The sequence below is a fragment of the Maribacter sp. 6B07 genome (assembly GCF_002700155.1).
Lineage (GTDB): Bacteria > Bacteroidota > Bacteroidia > Flavobacteriales > Flavobacteriaceae > Maribacter > Maribacter dokdonensis.
Map to the genome: position 1 here is coordinate 18866 of NZ_PDUT01000001.1, position 20914 is coordinate 39779.

Consider the following 20914-nt stretch of genomic DNA (forward strand, 5'->3'; position numbering starts at 1 on the left):
ATAAATAACAAAAAACCTCTTAAGTGTACTTAAGAGGTTTTTTTTATGTTTTAAATGATTTTTCTACAAATCATTATCCAGGTGATCAGGAATACCATCACCATCCGTATCTAGGAAGCCAACAAAATTACCATCGGCATCCAACTCAATTTCATCAATAGTCAATATACCATCACCGTCATCATCAACATCATTATGGTTAGCTGATCTGGCAAAAATAGACTCTAGATCAATATCTGTATTATCATCATTAAGGTTCCCATTTCCATTTAAATCCTCTAGAATCGAAGGAATACCATCACCATCTAAATCTGAATCTGGTTCATAAGAAAAGGCATCTACCTTAAAAATCAATGGTGAATATGTTGGCACGTCTGAATTTGGAGACGAATCAAAATAAGCCAATGCCGCAGGCATAAAAATAGCACCTATGCCATAGCCTTCATAACTTACCGTGCCATCACCGTTTTCAATTGGACCATTTCCTGTCTGAAAATTTTTCATTCCATTACCAAAACCTTGCACAACCGAAGATAGGTTAAAACGAATAGGTTGATTTGTAGAGGCGTCAAAAAGAGTGCCATCTAGCAAAAGCCCCTCATATCTTAAAACAGAAAAATCACCAATGGTGGGTTTCCCTTCCACAACACCTTGTCTAGCTACTAACGTATACAGTGTTTGATCAATAACTTCATTATCATCTTCTCTTCCCAAGTCTTCAGAATCAACCGTAATTGTTTGTGTAATTAAATTGGGACTATCATAAATTGATCGTTTAGTGCTATTTTCACCAGCAATAGTATCAAACCTTATTTTAAAATCAAAACCTTCAGGTGGAGTCTCAAACTCATCTTCATTGTAGAAATGCGTTTTTAAAAACTCAATTATCTCGGCATCATCCTCTTCGGTAACCTCACTTAATAACCTTGGCGGCACAATTTCACCAATAGCATCATCATCATTTTTACATGATCCCAGTATTAGTAAACCAGCTATTAACAAATAAGCATTTCTCAATTTCATCAATAATTTATTTTAAACGCGCAAGATACAATTTTCCCTTATTTTTGTTTGGAAGTTAACAAAGAAATGCCGGTCATAATGCGCATAGACAAATTCTTGTGGAGTACACGCTATTTTAAAACCAGAAACATTGCCACCAATGCCTGTAAGAAAGGTCACGTAAAAATAAATGGTATTACCGCCAAACCAGGTAGGGAAGTTTATCCAATGGATGAAATTGTAGCACGAAAAAATCAAATTGATTACAAATTAACGGTACTTGACATTCCTCCCAGTCGTGTAGGTGCTAAATTGGTGAATATTTATAGAAAAGATACCACACCAAAAGAAGCCTTTGAACATAATGAGCTTTTGCAATATTCTAAAGATTATTATCGTAAAAAAGGCATTGGAAGACCTACAAAAAAAGACCGTCGTGATATTGACGACTTTTTAGACACTCCCTCAAACGAAAATAAAGAAGAAAACCAAACGCCTGATAATTCAAGTAAAGAATCTCACGATTAGCAAATACTTTTAAAAACATAACTATCTTTATTGTTTTAAGAAAAACCCATGCAACAAAATATACTTTCACATCAACAGATTCAACATAAAATTGAACGTATAGCCTATCAAATTTATGAAGCCAACGTTTATGAAGAAGAAATTATAATAGCGGGTATAGAAGGTGGCGGACTGCAGTTTGCAAAAAAAATCGTGGCAAAACTTAAGAAGATTACTGAAGCAAAAATTGTACTTTGCAAGTTGTCAATGGATAAAAAAGACCCCCTAACAAGCGGTGTACGTACCTCAATTGCCGAAGAGGAATTCGTGAATAAATCCGTTGTTTTAGTAGATGATGTCCTCAATTCTGGTACAACATTGATATATGGAGTTCATCATTTTCTTAAAACACCTTTAAAACAGCTTAAAACTGCAGTCTTGGTAAATAGAAACCATAAAAAATACCCTGTAAAAGCGGATTATAAAGGAATTTCACTATCCACCTCATTACAGGAGCATGTAAACGTTCATTTTGAAACCAAAAATGATAGGGTGTATTTAGACTAATTTATTTACGATCATCTCCGCGATTTCTGTTGGGGTATTCCTATTACTTTTAATTTTATGGTGCGCTTTGTTATAAAAGTAACTTCTTTCAAATAAGTGCATGCCAATAAACTCAGTTAACTTGTCATCTTCTAAATGAGAAATCATAGGTCTATGCTCTTTTTCCTTTGCCAAACGCTCTTCAAGCTCATTTATGCCAACGTTTAAATAAAAAGAATTAGGTGTCTTACTATTTATGAACTCCATATTATTTCCAAAACAAGGCGTACCTCCACCTAATGACAGCACAAAACTCTCATCTTTTAAAAATACTTTATTGAGATATTCTATTTCTTTTTTTCTGAAATAGATCTCTCCTTTTTCTTTAAAAATAGATGCTATGTTCATTTTCTCACCTTCCTCTATAAAAGCATCTAAATCTAAAAAATTAATATTCAAATGGTTAGCAACTATTCTACCCACAGTGGTTTTACCACTTCCCATGTAACCTACCAAAACTATTTTCACTTCTTTCATTTGTACAAAATTGGACTAAATAATAGGGTTTTCAAAAAAAAATAAATTTATCTCTAAAATGACTTGCAAAATAAAGTTATCGACGTATATTTGCACCCGCATTGAGGGAATCAAATTTCTAAAATGACTTATTGACCTGGTAGCTCAGTTGGTAGAGCATCTCCCTTTTAAGGAGAGGGTCCTGGGTTCGAGCCCCAGCCAGGTCACAACTAAATATTAGCCTCTTCAAAAAAAAGAGGCTTTTTTATTTAAACCTTTGAGTTGATTTAATCTCTCATTGACCTAGTACGTTCTTTTAAAATTTGACCTGGTAGCTCAGTTGGTAGAGCATCTCCCTTTTAAGGAGAGGGTCCTGGGTTCGAGCCCCAGCCAGGTCACAAAAAACCTTTCAATTTTCTATTGAAAGGTTTTTTTTGTTTAAAGTCGATACTAAAAATATATAATTTAAGAAGGTTTGCTAACAGCAAAAATTTTAATTAAAAAAAAGTGGAAAAGAACTGAGTTCTTTTCCACTTTTTTATTTTTTTTATTTAATGTTTATTCTACAACTATAAACTCTGATCGCCTATTTAGTTGATGGCTTTCTTTGCTACAAGGCACATTGTTGCTACAGTTATTTACCAACGCTGTCTCACCATATCCTTCATACGTAATACGGTCACTGGATATGCCTTTTTTAATTAAATAATCTGCAGTTGCCTTAGCCCTCTTCGTTGAAAGGTTTTTATTGTACACATCATTCGCACGAGAATCTGTATGTGAGCGTACCTCTACCTTAACAGATGGAAATTCATTTAAATAAGCCAATACCTTATTGATACTGACACTTGCATCTTCTCGTATAAAATACTCGTCAAAATCGAAGTAAATTGGATCTATGTTCAAGTATTTAGCAAGGTCTGTGCCCACTGGTGCAGATTTGTCAATCTGCGTTAAAATAATTTCTATATCATTGAAATCTTTACCTTTTTCCGTAACTACGGTTTTTTCGCCTTCTTCGTAATCTTTTTTGAAAGCCAAAATCTTATAGTTGCCTTTTGCACAATTGCCTTCAGTGGTAAACATTCCAGTACCATTGGTATTTGAACCAGATACTAATTCATTCTTACTATTGTATACCTTAATATCCGCATCTTTTAAAGGTTCACCTGTTTTTCCATCTTTGACCACACCTGTAAGTTCTGTTCTACATTGTAGATCCAAAGGTCTTGTTTCTGTAAAACTATAAATATCATCACTACCAACACCACCCTCTCTACTAGATGCAAAATATCCTTTTTTTAACTTTTGGTCCATAATGAACGAAAAATCATCTTGCACACTATTTACAGGTTCCCCAACATTTAAAATATATAAGGCATCCATATCATCAATTTTGGTGGCAAATATATCTAGACCACCTAGTCCTGGATGCCCGTCAGATGCAAAATATAGTACCTCATCTTCGGTAATAAAAGGAAATGTTTCTCGACTTTCTGTATTTATTTCATTGCCTAAATTTTTGGGTGTTCCAAAAGTGCCGTCCTCGTTGATATCAATAACAAAAATATCCGATTGCCCATAAGTTCCTGGCATATCACTAGCAAAGTAAAGTTTTCTCTCATCATTGCTTAAAGTAGGGTGTGCTACCGAATAATTCTCGCTGTTGAAAGGAAGTTCCATAATATCTTCCCATTCGCCATCATTTAAAGTTGCCCTATAGATCTTTAATCTACTTAGACCTTCTTTATCCCTAAGAAAATTTCCATTTTTAGAATTGTTTCTTGTAAAGTAAACAGTTGAACCATCTTTTGTAAAAGCAGTAGAACTCTCATGGGTCTTTTTATTCAATTTTTTGGACAACCTTTCAGCAACACTAAATTCACCATTCTCGGTTACTTTGGTAGTATACAAATTTGTAAATGGCTTATTATTCCATTTATGAACACTTTTTAAAATTCTACCGGTATCTCTCGCCGTAGAAAAAATTAATTGCTCTCCGAAAAAGGACGGGGCAAAATCAGCAGAAGCAGAATTCACGGGAATATTCTTTATATCATATCTTTGACTATTTTCCTTTATTTTATCTAAATAGTCTTTATTTTCCTGGAATTTAAAAGCTCTTATATCTCCTTTTTTTTGTTCTGCGAACTTTTGCATCCAAACGTGAGATAGTTCGTAGTTCCCACTTGATTTTAAGGTCTGAGCATATTTATACAAATATTCAGTATCCACATTTATCTGTGGCTCTGCAAATAATTGCTCATACCAGTATGCTGAGGCATTATAATCTCCTTTTTGATAATACGCATCTCCCAAATTCTTATGAATCTCTTCTGAAGTATAACCTTCTTTTACCAATTCCTCGTAAGATTCAATGGCTTCTGCATAAGCATAACTATTAAAATCCGCTTTGGCCCTTTTTGTTTTCTTATCTTGTGCATTAAGCATACTGCCAAATGATAATGCTATGACTAGTAAACACTTTATATTATTTATTCTATACTTCATAATTAATAGGTTTAAAAGAATCTTGGTGCCAATATATTTTTATAGCGGGTTAAAAATTCAAATCTTAGAAAGATTTCAAATGACCCATCGTTAAACGATGTACTTCCCAATTCGGTAATTTCACGGTCATATGCAAGACCTAACATTAATTTTTCGTTCAACTGAAATCCTACAAGTGCACTCATGGCTGCATCCCATCTATATGCCGCACCCAAGGAGAATGTATCATTAAGTAAAACGGTTGCAGAAAGATCAGCTTGCAATGGCGCACCTTCTACAGCCTTAAAAAGTAATGCCGGTTTTAATTTTAAATCAGGATTAATATCAAAAACATAGCCTGTTATCAAATACCAATTCATTCTTTCTTGAGCTATATAAGAATTACTATTTCCACCAGAATCAAAATGCTCCGTTTCTAGAAAATTGGGTATTGAAAGTCCTGCATAAAACTGTTCCGTATGGTAATAAACTCCGGCTCCAAAGTTAGGTGAGAACTTGTTATCTATATTGGTTTGCCCAACGGCCGCATTAGATGGATCATAATTTCTTAGTCTATTAAAGTCTATGTTCAAAAAATGACCGCCCGCCTTTAACCCAAAAGATAGCTTACCTTCTTCGGATGTTGGTACGGTATAAGAAAATACCGCATCAAAATAAGTATCTTGGTTTGTACCGTTTCCTATTTCATCGTTTACGATAGACAGCCCAAGTCCTACCCTATCAGAAATAGGGCTATTTATATTCAAGGTCTGCGTTGTTGGTGCACCGTCTAACCCTACCCATTGTGATCGATGTAAGGCTGCAATACTAAGAACTCCTCTTGACCCTGCATATGCCGGGTTCACAGCAACGGTATTATACATGTACTGTGTATATTGGGCATCTTGTTGCCCCCTTATCGTCCAAAAGGATGCTACAAGTAAAAATAAAGTTATAAATAGATTCTTCATAGTTAATTTATTGTTGGGGGTTCTTTCTTTTATCTGTTAATATATAAGTAACCGTTCATTGATTTAGACTGTTGGTCATTGGCGTAATCAATTATATAGTAGTATACACCAACTGGTAATTCATCATTCTTTTTCACCGTTACCCTACCATTGGAAATACCTCTAAATGCATTACCATTGTTATCATATCCGTTAGTTTCAAAAACCAGCACACCCCATCTATTATATATTCTCACTGTATTATTTGGGAATGATTCTATATTATTGATTGTAAAGACACCACCGTTAGTGTTTGGATTCACAAGGTCACTTTCAATGCTAATATCACACGCTGTACCTTGTGGTGGAGTACCGCCAATAGAGCTACACCCATCAAGTGGATCGGTACTGTCCTCTATTTCTTGGCCATCATTGATGCCATCACCATCAGTATCCTCATTTTCAGGATCAGTACCCAAAGAATTTTCTTCATCGGTAGTCAATCCATCATTATCACAATCAGAAGTTCCAATAGGGGTTCCATTTATAGAATCGCAAGCATCTAAAGGATCTGTATTATCCAAAACTTCTTGACCATCTGTAATTCCATCACCATCGGTATCGGGGTTGTTTATATCTGTACCCAAGTCTACTTCCTCACCATCGGTTAAACCATCATTATCAGTATCAGGGTTATTAGGATCTGTTCCTAATGTCACTTCCTCTTCTGTGGTCAATCCATCATTATCACAATCACTTGCTCCCAAAGGCATACCATCAACATGGTCACAATCATTTAAAGGATCGGTATTATCAACCAAAACTTCTTCTCCATCAACAATACCATCACCATCAGAGTCAGGATTATTAGGATCTGTTCCCAAATCACTTTCCTCGTTATTGGTAAGTCCGTCATTATCAGAATCCTCAGATATCGTAACCGTACCATTACCAGAATTACCAGAAGCATCGGTAACAATTATTTCTATAACATCCTCATCGGTAAGAACAGGGAAATTACCAGATGTAGGGGTTGCCATACCCGTATCTAAACTCCATTCGCCATTAGCATCCGCAATTACGCTATAGGTTACATCCGTTAATCCATCACCATCCGTATCTAGTTCAATAACAAGAGATTCATTGGCACTTGCATTACCTGTTAATACCGGATCAATATCGAATGTACTAAAGCTATCAGCTACTGGTGCTGTGTTATCAAGAATTACAGTTTCGGAATCAACAGCATTATTGCCCGGTATGTCAGACACTTCTGCATTTACTAAAATAGATTCATTTGTCAATGTCGAAATATCTGCATCGCTAGCAGTCCATACTCCAGATATTACAGTTGCGGTTGATGTAACTGTATTTACACCGTCACTAAAAGTAATTGTAACAATCTGATTATCTTCAACACCGGTGGTTGTACCTGTTATAACAACATCATTATCTTCAACTGCATTAACAATATCATCTATTTCTATAGGTGTATCAATATCGATTCCAATTACTACATCATGAACGATGTCTCTAGTAACCGCCACTGCAGGATTACCAGCTAAGTCACTCACATTGGCTGTAATAGTCTCATTTACATCCAATACCTGTGCATCTGTTGCCGGAATATCCAAGCTCCAAGTTCCTCCTGTCACGACTGCGGTGTACGACTGTCCGTTCAAGGATACTGTTACGACCTGTCCGTCTTCCGCATCCGTAGTACCGCTGATCGTCACATCGCTATCATCTTCAACCGCATTTATGATGTCATCGTTAGATACTACATCTATAGTAATGGTAGGTGCCGTAACATCATGCGTTATTTCACGTGTAGCTTGCGGTGCAGGGTTACCTGCTATATTAAATACATCAGCAGTAATGGTTTCATTTACATCCATTGCCTGGGCATCTGCTGCAGGTAGATCAAAACTCCAGGTACCTCCTGTTACAATTGCAGTGTACGACTGTCCGTTCAAGGTCATTGTAGCGATCTGCCCGTACTCGGCATCCGTAGTACCACTGATCGTTACATCCGTATCATCTTCAACTGCATTGATAATATCATCGGTAGATACCACATTTATAGTAATAGTAGGTGCCGTTACATCATGTTCAATGTCCCTTGTTGCCTGTGTGGCAGGGTTACCTGCTACATCACTTACATCTGCAGTTATCGTTTCGGTTGGATCTAAAGCCTGAGCATCTGCTGCAGGTAGATCAAAGGTCCATGTACCTCCAGTTACACTTGCTGTGTAGGTCTGTCCGTTCAACACTACTGTCACAATTTGCCCGTCCTCGGCTCCAGTGGTCGTACCATTTATAGTAACGTCACTATCATCTTCCACTGCATTGATAATATCATCGGTAGAAACCACATCTATGGTTATCGTCGGTGCAGTTATGTCATGTTCGATATCCCTAGATGCCTGAGTGGCAGGGTTACCGGCTACATCGCTTACATCTGCCGTAATGGTTTCGGTTAGATCCAATGACTGAGCGTCTGTTGCAGGTAGATCAAAACTCCAAGTACCGCCAATTACACTTGCTGTGTAGGTCTGACCGTTCAAGATTACAGTCACAATTTGACCGTCCTCTGCATCGGTAGTACCACTGATCGTTACATCACTATCATCCTCTACCGCATTGATGATATCATCAGTAGATACCACATCTATGGTAATGATCGGTGCAATAACATCATGTTGAATTTCCCTAGTTGCCTGTGTGGCAGGGTTACCGGCAACATCAATTACGTCAGCAGTAATGATTTCCGTTGGGTCCAATGCCTGAACATCTACAACTGGTACATTCAGACTCCAAGTACCACCCGTTACCGTGGTCGTATATGTCTGTCCATTCAAGGTTACCGTCACGGTCTGTCCGTCTTCCGCATCTGTAGTTCCGTTAATCGTTACATCACTATTCTCTTCGAATGCATTTATGATGTCGTCCGTAGACACTACATTTATAGCTATTGTAGGTGGAGCCACGTCGTGCTCGATATCCCTAGATGCCTGAGTGGCAGGGTTACCGGCTACATCGCTTACATCTGCCGTAATGGTTTCGGTTGGATCCAATGCCTGAGCATCCGCCGCAGGTAAATCAAAGCTCCAAGTACCGCTAGTCACAACAGCAATATAGGTTTGTCCGTTCAAGATTACCGTTACGGTTTGCCCGTCCTCGGCTCCGGTGGTAGTACCACTAATAGTCACGTCACTATCATCTTCTACAGCATTGATAATATCATCGGTAGATACTACATCTATAGTAATTGTAGGTGCAGTTACATCATGTTCGATATCCCTAGTTGCCTGTGTGGCAGGATTACCTGCTACATCACTTACATCTGCCGTAATGGTTTCGGTTGGATCTAAAGCCTGAGCGTCTGCTGCAGGTAGATCAAAACTCCAAGTACCGCCAGTTACACTTGCTGTGTTTGTCTGTCCGTTCAACACTATTGTCACAATTTGTCCGTCCTCGGCATCTGTAGTTCCACTAATGGTCACATCGCTATCATCTTCAACCGCATTTATGATGTCATCTGTAGAAACCACATCAATAGTAATGGTAGGTGCAGTTACGTCATGTTCTATATCTCTAGTTGCCTGAGTGGCAGGGTTACCAGCTACATCGTTTACATCCGCAGTGATTGTTTCGGTTGGGTCTAAAGCCTGTGCGTCTGCCGCAGGAAGATCAAAGCTCCAAGTACCGCCAGTTACACTTGCTGTGTATGTCTGACCGTTCAAGGTTACCGTCACAGTTTGACCATCCTCTGCATCTGTAGTACCACTGATCGTTACATCGCTATCATCTTCAACCGCATTGATGATATCATCGGCAGATACCACATCTATAGCAATGGTAGGTGCAGTTACATCATGTTCAATATCCCTAGTTGCCTGAGTGGCAGGGTTGCCCGCAACATCGCTTACATCTGCAGTGATTGTTTCATTAGCTCCCAATGCCTGTGCATCTGTAGCAGGAAGATCAAAGCTCCATGCACCACCCGAGACAACGGCTGTATAGGTTTGTCCGTTCAAAGTTACTGTTACCGTCTGGCCATCCTCGGCCCCTGTAGTTGTACCACTAATGGTTACGTCACTATCATCTTCCAATGCATTGATGATATCATCGGTAGATACCACATCTATGGTAATGGTCGGTGCAGTTACATCATGCTCGATATCCCTAGTTGCCTGTGTGGCAGGGTTACCTGCTACATCGCTTACATCTGCAGTTATCGTTTCGGTTGGATTCAATGCCTGGGCATCGGCTGCAGGTAGATCAAAGCTCCAAGTACCTCCTGTAACAGTAGACGTATAGGTTTGTACGTTCAAAATTACGGTTACTGTCTGACCATTTTCGGCACCAGTGGTCGTACCACTTATAGTCACGTCACTATCATCTTCTACAGCATTGATAATATCATCGGTAGATACTACATCTATAGTAATGGTCGGCGCTGTAACATCATGCTCGATATCCCTAGTTGCCTGTGTGGCAGGGTTACCTGCTACATCGCTTACATCTGCAGTTATCGTTTCGGTTGGATCTAATGCCTGAGCATCCGCCGCAGGTAGGTCAAAGCTCCATGTTCCACTAGTTACACTTGCCGTGTATGTCTGACCGTTCAAGGTTACCGTTACGATCTGCCCATCCTCGGCACCTGTAGTAGTTCCACTGATCGTTACATCACTGTCATCCTCTACCGCATTAATAATATCATCTGCAGAAACAACATTTATAGCTATAGTTGGGGCAATAGCATCATGCTCAATATCCCTGGTCGCCTGTATGGCAGGGTTACCAGCATCGTTGCTCACATCAGCCGTTATTGTATGTGTAGTACCCAATGCTTGAATATCCGCAGCAGGCACATCTAATGTCCAAACACCACCAGCTACCGTAGTTGTATATGTCTGCCCGTTCAGCACTACAGTTACCGTCTGCCCGTCTTCAACATCTGTTGTTGTTCCGTTTATGGTAACATCATTATCATCTTCTACTGCATTTATGATGTCATCTACAGCTACAACATTAATTGTTATCGTTGGTACCGTAACATCATGTTCAATATCTCTTGTTGCCTGTGTAGCAGGATTACCCGCTACATCATTTACATCTGCCGTAATGGTTTCCGTAGGATCCAATGCCTGTACATCTGCCGCAGGCACATCTAAAGTCCATGTTCCACTAGTTACGGTAGTGGTATATGTTTCTCCGTTCAAGACTACTGTAACGGTTTGCCCGTCCTCGGCAGTTGTTGTACCGTTTATTGTTACATCGGTATCATCTTCCAAAGCATTAATAACATCATCATTAGCCACTACACCAATTGTAATGGTTGGCGGCGTAATATCATGAATAATATCATGATTAGCCTGAGTTGCCGGATTACCAGCAAAATCACTTACATCTGCAGTAATGGTTTCTGTAGGATCCAGTGCTTGTGCATCAGTTGCAGGCACGTCTAAAGACCATACACCACCAGTTACCGTAGTCGTATACGTTTCTCCGTTCAAAATTACTGTTACCGTTTGACCATCCTCAGCTCCAGTAGTCGTTCCACTTATAGTAACATCACTATCATCTTCAAGAGCATTAATGATATCATCGTTAGATACCACGTCTATGGTTATTGTAGGTGCGGTATCATCATGCTCAATATCTCTTGTTGCCTGTGTTGCCGGGTTTCCTGCCAGGTCACTAACATCTGCAGTGATTGTTTCCGTAGCATCTAAAGACTGTGCATCAACTGCCGGAATATCCAGCGACCACACACCACCCGTTACCGTGGTTGTATATGTTTGTCCGTTCAAGGTTACTGTTACCGTCTGACCGTCTTCAGCCCCTGTGGTTGTTCCACTAATGGTAACGTCACTATCATCTTCAACCGCATTGATAATATCATCGTTAGATACTACATCTATAGTAATAGTCGGTGCAGTTACATCAATAGTCAATAAAGCAACATCAGACGTTAACGGAGAACATACAAAAGTTAAATCTGTAATTATCACCCTATACTCAAATCCGTCTTGAGCTACGGTAGCACCGGTCAAGGTTAATGTCTCCGTTGTACTACCCGTGTAAATATCTGTTCCATTTGCATCATCTATAGCTTCAAAACCTCCACCTGATTGATCATCTACCTCCCATTGATATGCCAAGGAAATTCCAGATGCCGTTACGGTAAATGTTTCTGGTGAACTGCCATTGGTTAAAACATCTTGTGGTTGTTCAGCACTTGATGCAATTGTAGGCGTCTCCCCTGGTTGTTGAAAGTCGAAATCGGTATTAGTAGCACTATCCACATTATTTGGCGTAGTATATCCGTCAACCACATTGGTTCCGGTCACAACCCCATCAGTATCTACCACAAGCGCACCATCTCCTAAAACTCCGTCTGAATCATCATCTGTAAAACCTGCCTCTATAACATCATTACATAAATCTCCATCCGCATCCAACTCTAAGTAATCAGCAATACCATCTGGTGTTGCCTCAGAATCCAGCACTGTATAGTTCACAGAACCACTATCTTGTTGACCACTAGCCTGAACAGAATCTGGAATACCATCCGTACCCACAGCTCCGTCTAACCTTCCACTGGTAAAGGGTTGACCACTGCCAGATTCTACAACATCATAAATACCATCATTATCAGCATCCAAATCAAAATGGTTTGGAACACCGTCACCGTCGGTATCAAAATTATCAATAATACCATCTCCATTATCATCTACACCTAAATCAGGATCAAGATAATTGAGTACCCCATCTGCATCTGCATCTGCACTTGGATCTAAACCGGACGGACTTTCTTCCGTATCCAGTATACCATCATTATCATCATCTAAATCAACAGAATCCGCAATGCCATCCAAATCATTATCATCTATACCGTCTTCTCTGTAATCTACTTCTGAAGTGGTAATCACCGCGTTGTTCGGTAGATCAGATGCCCCATTGTCTTGATCATCATTAGAATCGAACGGTAAACCTGTAGTATCTACATCATCATAATCATCAAACAAACCATCATGATCATTATCCAAATTGTTGGACGCCGTTGTAAAACCAGCTTCTTCAGTATCCGAAAGTCCGTCGCCATCGGTATCCAAATCCAGATAATCCGGAATTCCGTCACCGTCTGTATCTACCGGGGAAACACCTTCATCCCCTGCTCCTTCATATTCGTCACCTAAACCATCGCCATCAGTATCATCATTGCCATTGCCATCTGTATTTGCATTTCTAGCTACGTAACCACTTGTAGTTTGTGCTTCTACATTATCTGGAATACCATCGTTATCAGAGTCAATATCCAAATGATCTTCTATACCATCATGATCACTATCTATACCTTCATTTATAGTATATACCGGTGCAGACCCAGGACCCGATTGCGTTCCGGAAGGAGAACCGGCAGAGTTAGCAGCCATAGTATTATTCGATGAAGTGAACAAACCGTTGATATCACAAGTTTGAAACAAAATAGAACCTAAATAATCATTTGATGAAAATCCTGGTTGTAGTTCACCCGAAAATGTTACTGTGAAATTGGTAGTTTCATAATAATTGAAATATACAGCCAATCTTGGTCCAAAATCTACACCTGACCATGTTTGTGGTGGTCCTTCAAATGTTGTGGTACCCGTTGCTAAATTCTCTGAAATATTCAACAAAGTGTTACCATCAACAGCATATAAACCAGGTCTAGCAAGTGTAACGCTTTCTTCAGTATTAGCTCCATCAATATCATAAATAACACCTCCGAAACGAATAAGGTTTACCTGAAAATCCGAGCCCGTAGCCACCAACCTAATATTAAAGGTCATACTACCAACATCACCGACACCACCACCTACATCAAAACTAGGTTGCCAAGCGTCATTGCTGCCAAAACCACCATTATCAATAGAAGTTAAGGTTGCATTGTCAATATCGGTTATAGCTACAATTGCATCTAACACCCCAAGAGATGAAGTCACCACTGTAGAGAAACGATACTCGGCACCAACAGTACCCGGACCACTACCGGTAGAAGATATATAAGAACCACCTACAAAAGAACCGGGGGGAATACCACAATCATCTCCTTTGGTATCGGTAGGTTCAAAACCTAAAGATTCCACATAATCTAAAATACCATCATTGTCATTATCCTTATCTACACTATTATTAACACCATCACCATCTGTATCTATAGGAGTCAAGTGCACATTGGCATCCCTAAAATCTACTTCACTCGTAAAAGGATCTTGATCATTAGGAAAATCATTAACATTTTGGTTGTTATTTGTTGCCCCGTTAGTATCTTCAATACCATTTGATCCCGTAATAACCAAATCAAAAGCATCATCTAGACCATCATTGTCAGCATCTGTACCTGACGGTGTAGTATCCGCAATATTATCTCCATCTATATCATATGCTTCAACCGTATCACTAACACCATCATTATCTGAATCAGTATCCCTAAAATCCGGACTACCTTGACCATCGGAATTTTCAGGTTCATTAATGGATTGTCCAGAACCGGCTGGCGGAACTTCATAATTATCAGCTAAACCATTTCCGTCTGAATCTGTACCAGGTGATTGGTAACCAGAAGTGGATTGCCATTCAATATTATCTATAATACCATCATTATCACTATCTAAATCTAAATAATCCAGATGAACATCTCCATCTGTGTTTACCGGTGAATTGGTAAAACTTCCTCCTTGATCTACATCAAATGCATCATCAATACCATCATTATCCGTATCATCACCAGAAGCTTGAACCAAACCAGCATCGGGCTGTGATTCTACTAAATCTTTTATACCATCATTATCTGAATCTATGTCCAAAAAGTTTGGACCGCCTTGATTATCGCTATTCAAAGGAGTGCCAGAAACACCTGCTCCATCCGTACCACCATCTTCAGCAACATCTGGAATACCATTAGAACCATGATTACTTTCACCAGGATCTATAGATCCGTTTCCGTCAAGATCTAGACTACTATTGCCTGTTTCCACAACGTCAGGTATACCATCATTGTCACTGTCCAGGTCTTCATTATTAGGAATGCCATCACCATCAAAATCACCGGTACCTTCTACAGCATCAAGTATACCGTCATTATCATCATCTTCATCGTTACTGTTACATATTCCGTCTCCATCAGTATCAATACCGTCATTTGCCGGATCAAAATTAGCTCCTGTAGAAAAATCATTGCTTGCCGTTGCCCCACAATCATCACAACCGTCACCATCCAAATCTTGACAAACCGAAGGATCTAATGGATCGGTATCCGAGCCATCAAGAACTCCATCATTATCATCGTCGGTATCACCAGAATCACACAAACCATCACCATCAGTATCAGTACCATCATTTGCAGGGTCAAAATTAGCACCCGCAGAAAAATCATTGCTTGCCGTAGCGGAACAATCATCACAACCATCACCGTCCAAATCTTGACAAATTGATGGGTTTAATGGTTCATCATCATTAACATCTAAAACACCATCATTATCATCATCGTCATCACCAGAATCACATAAGCCATCACCATCTGTATCCGTACCATCATTGGCAGGGTCAAAATTAGCTCCCGGAGAAAAATCGGTACTTGAGGTGCCGGAACAATCATCGCAACCATCGTTATCTAAATCTTGACAGATCGATGGGTTTAATGGTGCAGTATCTGAACCATCTGCCACACCGTCATTATCATCGTCTAAATCCGAAGAGTCACAAATACCATCGCCATCAGTATCTACACCATCATTGGCAGGGTCAAAATTATTACCTGCAGCAAAATCATTACTTGCGGTAGCTGAACAGTCATCGCAACCATCGCTGTCCAAATCTTGACAAATAGAAGGATCAAGAGGTGCAGTATCTGAACCATCTTCTACACCGTCATTATCATCATCAGGGTCACCAGAGTCACAAATTCCGTCACCATCAGTATCTACACCATCATTGGCAGGGTCAAAGTTTGCTCCTGCAGTAAAATCATTGTTTGCCGTTGCCGAACAATCATCACAACCGTCACCGTCCAAATCTTGACAACTGCTTGGATCTAACGGTGCATTATCATCACCATCTAGAACACCATCATTGTCATCATCAGTATCACCAGAATTACAAATTCCGTCACCATCGGTATCTATACCGTCATTTGATGGATCAAAATTATTGCCCACAGAAAAATCATTACTTGCCGTTGCCGAACAATCATCACAACCGTCACCGTCCAAATCTTGACAACTACTAGGATCTAAAGGTGCATTGTCATTTACATCAAGTACGCCATCATTATCATCATCGTCATCACCAGAATCACAAATTCCATCTCCATCAGTATCCGTACCGTCATTGGCAGTATCAAAATTAGGTCCTGCAGAAAAATTGTTGTTTGCCGTGGCAGAACAATCATCACAACCATCGTTATCCAAATCTTGACAACTACTAGGATCTAATGGGGCATTATCATTTACATCAAGAACACCATCATTATCATCATCGTCATCACCAGAATCACAAGTACCATCTCCATCAGTATCGGTACCGTCATTGGCAGGATCAAAATTAGCACCTGCAGTAAAATCAGTGCTTGCCGTAGCCGAACAATCATCACAACCATCGTTATCCAAGTCTTGACAACTACTAGGATCTAAAGGTGCATTATCAGCTCCATCTAATACGCCATCGTTATCATCATCATCATCACCAGAGTCACAAATTCCGTCACCATCAGTATCTATACCATCATTTGATGGATCAAAATTATTACCTACGGAAAAATCGGTATTTGATGTAGCGGAACAATCATCACAACCGTCACCATCTGCATCTTGACAAACACTTGGGTCTAAAGGTGCATTATCAGCCCCATCTAAAACACCGTCATTGTCATCATCAGAATCGCCAGCATCACATAATCCATCTCCATCTGTGTCAAGTCCGTCATTTGATGGATCAAAATTATTACCTGCAGAAAAGTCAGTACTTGACGTAGCGGAACAATCATCACAACCATCGCCGTCTGCATCTTGACAACTACTTGGGTCTAAGGGCGCATTATCATTTACATCTAATACTCCGTCATTATCATCATCTGTATCACCAGTATCACAAATTCCGTCACCATCTGTATCAAGTCCATCGTTTGCAGGGTCAAAATTAGCACCTGCAGAAAAGTCGGTATTAGCCGTTGCCGAACAATCATCACAACCATCACCATCCGCATCTTGACAACTACTAGGATCTAAAGGTGCATTATCATTTACATCTAAAACTCCGTCATTATCATCATCTGCATCACCGCTATCACACAATCCGTCACCATCGGTATCCGTTCCGTCATTGGCCGGATCAAAATTATTACCCGCAGAAAAATCCGTACTTGCGGTAGCGGAACAATCATCGCAGCCATCGCTATCCAAATCTTGACAACTACTTGGATCTAACGGTGCATTATCATCACCATCTAAAACTCCGTCATTATCATCATCTGGATCACCAGCATCACATAATCCATCACCATCCGTATCCATACCGTCATTTGCAGGATCAAAGTTAGCGCCTACAGAAAAATCATTATTAGCTGTAGCAGAACAATCATCACAACCATCGTTATCCAAATCTTGACAGCTACTTGGATCAAAAGGTGCATTATCATCACCATCTAGGACACCATCGTTATCATCATCGCCATCACTAGAATCTGGCGAACCATCACCATCGGTATCCGGATCATTGGTTACCGTAATATTAACCGTTGCGGTTTCACAAACATCTGGGTCCGGATCGGTATTACATACCTCGTAAATTACTGTCACTGTTGACCCATTCTCTGTCAATAAAGGGGTATATGCCAATTCACCAGTAAGAGCATCTAAAATTGCCGTACCGCCTGCAGTACCACCAACTCTGGTTATTGCAGTTGTTCCTTGATTATTAGCGTCATTATTTGGCAAATAATCATCATTACTTAAAATATTAATATTTGTAGCTACGCCTAAGGTAGCATTGGCACTTTCATCTTGAGCCGTTGGTGCATACGGATTTGGATCCGTGGCATCTAAATGACCATCACCATCACTATCTATATCTAAATGATTAGGCAAACCATCATTATCTACATCATAAGCGTCAGGAACTCCATTGCCATCTGCATCTGTATATATTGTAGTGGTACCATCACCGGTATTTCCTACATCTTGGCTTACATCCTTAAAGTTTAAGATTCCATCACCGTCTTCATCACCAAAAGGATCAAGACCCGCATATTCATCTACATCTAAAATGGTATCATTGTCATCATCCGTATCATTGTTATCCGTTGTACCATCACCGTCACTATCTCTTGGATCTCTCCAATCTCTTTCTCCACCAGCTGGGTCATCATCTGGAAAAGTATTTGGAGTTTGGTTATTGTTCGTTGCTGCATCTGGGTCATCTATTCCACCAGAATTCTGATCAAAATTATCATCAATACCGTCTAAATCTGTATCATTACCTGACAATGTTATCTCCGGAATATCATCTCCATTGGTATCATATGCCTCTACCGTATCTGGTATTCCGTCATTATCACTATCTGGATCTAAAAAATCTGGAACATTATCCGATGTTACAAAAGCAGCATCTGTATTAACAGGTATTAATCCTTGGTTACCTGTTCCTTCATAATTATCATCTAAACCATCGCCATCGGAATCGTTACCAGACGGTGCTACATAAGTACCTGTAGATTGAGCTTCAATATTATCTGGAATACCATCATCGTCAGAATCCAAATCTAAATGATTTGGAAAGCTATCATTATCTTGACTAGCCTCATAAACGTCCGGTACACCATCAGAATTTGCATCTGTATAATTGGTAACACTACCATCAGCATTTGCATTATATGTAGGAACCCCATCCCCAGAATTATCTAAAACATCTTGATAATTAGGTAGGCCGTCACCATCAGCATCTCCATTGGGATCATTACCATTAGATTCAACAATATCCAAAATTCCGTCATTATCATCATCAATATCAACATTATCAAACACACCATCACCGTCAGAATCACCAACACAAACAGAGTATAAAAATGTATTGATCTGATATTCACTTTGGTTGAGATCAAATTCTTTTATAAATCCAGGGTTAGCGTAAATATCAAATTCGATAAAATTTACATCATTGAACTCGAACATTAAATTACTTTCAGGACCATTTGCTTCTGATTCCGTACCTGCAGACAAAAGTGTTGGCGGCGTTGTATCTATTGCAATATTCGTGGGAATATCAGTAGCCGTAAAACGTACGGAGTTACTACAGTCTGTACCCACCGCTTCATTTTCTATAGGTACATTAGGATCAGCAGGAGCTGGGGTACCATCTATATCATTTATAATTATCCTAAAATCATTTACAGGTATCAAGGTCGTCTGATCCGCTTGTAAAAAACTAATTCTTATTCTTGAAGGTGCATTGGTATTACTGTTCGAAGGATTCAAATAAAAGAAATTATCTACAGTATTAGAATATGCAATCTGTCCATTACCTGGCGCACCGCCAATTTTTTGAACTCTTACAAAAGCCAATGCCGGTATAGTAGGTGAAGTAGCATTAAAATAGGCATCTTCAACGGTACCACTTGAAACACCCGTTATAGATACGCTTTCAAAATTCTGTCCATTGGCATCAATTGCAAAAAACAGCACAAATGCAACCAGACAAGATTGTAAGTATGCAGGGCTTTTATATTTAGAATATGTATTTATCTTTAACAGATTAGCACATAGACTTAAAAGTCTACTAAACAAAAAATTAAATCTGTTCATTTTCGTCTTCTGTGAATTTCTCTGTCTTGTGAAGTAAGCGTGCATTAGTTTCATATTCCGCGAATTCTTTACTTAAAAGATTATTGTCTTAATTTTTACATGAACAAGCGTTCATTAAAAAATTAATGATAAATCAAAAATAACAATGGTTTTATAAGGGTATTATTATTTGTTGTCAAATAGCCCTTTCTGTATGTGAATCTAAGATATAATGTATTTTCCTACAAAAGCATACAGACAATAATTATTGTTTTAGTGATCATTTCATATGAAACGGATAAAAATCAAATAATTTCTTACATATTTAAATGTTAAAATGAAATAAAATTATATTTACACTGTTAATTAAAAGAATAACGTTTGTTAATTACTTTTATAATGTTTGTACTATGATGGCGAAGAGTGTGAAAAAGGATTTATTTTTCAAGGAAACATTGAAATTGATTCATGAAAAAGGATTTAGAGCCACCACCATGAGAGATATTGCGGAACGCATGAACTTTGAGGTGGCTAATATTTATAATTATATAGACTCTAAAGATGCCCTTTTAGAAAATTATGTGATTGGGATTACCAAAGAATTTCAAACCTATATGGATAATATCATAGATTCAACTTTTTCACCAAAGGATAAGCTGAGAATGGTAATTTCCAAACACATACAGTTCACATTTGAAAAACCATACCAGCTGGCACTTATGGCAAATGAATGGAGAAATTTAAAGGAGCCTGCACTTAGTGAATATGTAGCCAAAAGATCAGACTATATTTCTAAAATTGCCTCTATTTTGGAAGACGGTGTAGAGAAAGGAGAATTTAGACCTATGAACATTGAAATTGCCACAAATAGTATAGTATCATCATTGAGATGGTCTTATAACAAGTATGTAGACAATAGCAATACAAGTATTAACCCTATTGAACTTGAAAAGCAATTTATGGATTTCATTTTTAATGGTGTAAAAGCCTCATAAACCTTCACAGATCTTTTAAAATTTTTAAATATCCAGTTTACCCTAATTTTAATGAAAATAGCATGGTTTAACCTATTGCACA

8 protein-coding genes and 2 tRNA genes are annotated in these 20914 nt (G+C 38.9%); 5 read left to right on the forward strand and 5 right to left on the reverse strand.

Going from position 1 to position 20914, the window contains the following annotated elements; all coding sequences use genetic code 11:
- Positions 1-63: 63 nt before the first annotated feature.
- Entirely contained in the window at positions 64-1023 is a 960-nt protein-coding gene (locus tag CSC80_RS00090; RefSeq protein ID WP_099188916.1) for an FKBP-type peptidyl-prolyl cis-trans isomerase, read from the reverse strand.
- Positions 1024-1101: 78 nt separating this feature from the next.
- Between CSC80_RS00090 and CSC80_RS00095 the strand changes: the two genes are divergently transcribed.
- Positions 1102-1530, forward strand: a complete 429-nt coding sequence (locus CSC80_RS00095; RefSeq protein WP_074674750.1) for an RNA-binding S4 domain-containing protein — start codon at positions 1102-1104, stop codon at positions 1528-1530.
- 48 nt (positions 1531-1578) lie between these two features.
- Entirely contained in the window at positions 1579-2076 is a 498-nt protein-coding gene (locus CSC80_RS00100; RefSeq protein WP_058103403.1) for a phosphoribosyltransferase family protein, read from the forward strand.
- On the opposite strand, the gene CSC80_RS00105 is transcribed toward CSC80_RS00100, so the two are convergent.
- Complete coding sequence (locus CSC80_RS00105; protein ID WP_343224323.1) at positions 2068-2592, reverse strand: shikimate kinase; 525 nt, start codon at positions 2590-2592, stop codon at positions 2068-2070. The two genes, CSC80_RS00100 and CSC80_RS00105, sit on opposite strands and share 9 nt — an antisense overlap.
- 133 nt (positions 2593-2725) lie before the next feature.
- Between CSC80_RS00105 and CSC80_RS00110 the strand changes: the two genes are divergently transcribed.
- A tRNA-Lys gene (locus CSC80_RS00110) sits at positions 2726-2798 on the forward strand.
- Between the two features lie 98 nt (positions 2799-2896).
- A tRNA-Lys gene (locus tag CSC80_RS00115) sits at positions 2897-2969 on the forward strand.
- Positions 2970-3129: 160 nt separating this feature from the next.
- Here CSC80_RS00115 and CSC80_RS00120 read toward each other — a convergent pair.
- From CSC80_RS00120 to CSC80_RS00130, 3 genes are read right to left on the reverse strand one after another with little or no spacing between them, the layout of a single operon-like run.
- Positions 3130-5082 (reverse strand): OmpA family protein, encoded by a 1953-nt coding sequence (locus tag CSC80_RS00120; RefSeq protein WP_099188918.1) that lies wholly within the window; start codon positions 5080-5082, stop codon positions 3130-3132.
- Between the two features lie 11 nt (positions 5083-5093).
- Entirely contained in the window at positions 5094-6032 is a 939-nt protein-coding gene (locus CSC80_RS00125; RefSeq protein ID WP_058103407.1) for a type IX secretion system membrane protein PorP/SprF, read from the reverse strand.
- Between the two features lie 29 nt (positions 6033-6061).
- Positions 6062-19858: an Ig-like domain-containing protein gene (locus tag CSC80_RS00130; protein ID WP_099188920.1), complete on the reverse strand. Its 13797-nt coding sequence runs from the start codon at positions 19856-19858 to the stop codon at positions 6062-6064.
- A gap of 389 nt (positions 19859-20247) precedes the next feature.
- Here CSC80_RS00130 and CSC80_RS00135 point away from each other — a divergent pair, with 389 nt between their 5' ends.
- Entirely contained in the window at positions 20248-20832 is a 585-nt protein-coding gene (locus tag CSC80_RS00135) for a TetR/AcrR family transcriptional regulator (protein WP_058103409.1), read from the forward strand.
- Positions 20833-20914: the final 82 nt, after the last annotated feature.

Excerpts from the sequence above, each read along its gene's own strand:
- CSC80_RS00130 (WP_099188920.1), bottom strand. The coding sequence starts at position 19,858 with ATGAACAGATTTAATTTTTTGTTTAGTAGACTTTTAAGTCTATGTGCT.
- CSC80_RS00095 (WP_074674750.1), top strand. The coding sequence starts at position 1,102 with ATGCGCATAGACAAATTCTTGTGGAGTACACGCTATTTTAAAACCAGA.
- CSC80_RS00100 (WP_058103403.1), top strand. The coding sequence starts at position 1,579 with ATGCAACAAAATATACTTTCACATCAACAGATTCAACATAAAATTGAA.
- CSC80_RS00105 (WP_343224323.1), bottom strand. The coding sequence starts at position 2,592 with ATGAAAGAAGTGAAAATAGTTTTGGTAGGTTACATGGGAAGTGGTAAA.
- CSC80_RS00120 (WP_099188918.1), bottom strand. The coding sequence starts at position 5,082 with ATGAAGTATAGAATAAATAATATAAAGTGTTTACTAGTCATAGCATTA.
- CSC80_RS00125 (WP_058103407.1), bottom strand. The coding sequence starts at position 6,032 with ATGAAGAATCTATTTATAACTTTATTTTTACTTGTAGCATCCTTTTGG.
- CSC80_RS00090 (WP_099188916.1), bottom strand. The coding sequence starts at position 1,023 with ATGAAATTGAGAAATGCTTATTTGTTAATAGCTGGTTTACTAATACTG.
- CSC80_RS00135 (WP_058103409.1), top strand. The coding sequence starts at position 20,248 with ATGATGGCGAAGAGTGTGAAAAAGGATTTATTTTTCAAGGAAACATTG.